Genomic DNA, 728 nt, shown 5'->3' with positions numbered 1-728 from the left:
CGGACCCGTTTGAGGAACTCGTGCGTTGCCGGAAGGTTTTCGCAGTTGGTTCCCTCGACCTGGTACAGGTACGGCACCGCGTCGAGGCGGAACCCGTCGATCCCGAGGTCCAGCCAGAACCGCAGCGCGGAGACGATCTCCTCCTGCACCGTCGGGTTCTCGTAGTTGAGGTCGGGCTGGTGGGAGAAGAAGCGGTGCCAGTAGTACTGCTTGCGGACCGGGTCGAAGGTCCAGTTGGAGGCCTCGGTGTCGACGAAGATGATGCGGGCGTCCTGGTACTGCTTGTCGTCGTCGGCCCAGACGTAGTAGTCGCCGTAGGGTCCGTCGGGGTTGGCGCGGGACTCCTGGAACCACGGGTGCTGGTCGCTGGTGTGGTTCATGACGAAGTCGATGATGACGCGCATGCCGCGCTGGTGGGCGGCGTCGACGAACTCGACGAAGTCGGCGAGGTCGCCGAACTCGGGCAGGACGGCGGTGTAGTCGGAGACGTCGTAGCCGCCGTCGCGGAGCGGGGACTTGAAGAACGGGGGCAGCCACAGGCAGTCGACGCCCAGCCATTGGAGGTAGTCGAGTTTCGCGGTCAGGCCCTTGAGGTCGCCGATGCCGTCGCCGTTGCTGTCCTGGAAGGAGCGGACCAGGACCTCGTAGAAGACGGCGCGTTTGAACCACTCGGGATCGCGGTCCTTGGCCGGGGTGTCCTCGAACGTGTCCGGGACGGGCTCATTGAC

The 728-nt window shown here is 65.2% G+C and carries 1 protein-coding gene; it reads right to left on the bottom strand.

Annotation, left to right across the window (positions count from 1 at the left end):
- Window positions 1–728, bottom strand: a 728-nt coding sequence (locus N4G66_RS45250; protein WP_261710161.1) for an alpha-amylase family glycosyl hydrolase, incomplete at both ends; no start/stop codon positions are given.

The sequence above is a fragment of the Streptomyces rhizosphaerihabitans genome, from assembly GCF_025399795.1.
Lineage (GTDB): Bacteria > Actinomycetota > Actinomycetes > Streptomycetales > Streptomycetaceae > Streptomyces > Streptomyces rhizosphaerihabitans.
Note: the sequence above shows the minus strand (reverse complement) of the source record. Positions and strands in the feature narration are given on the sequence as shown.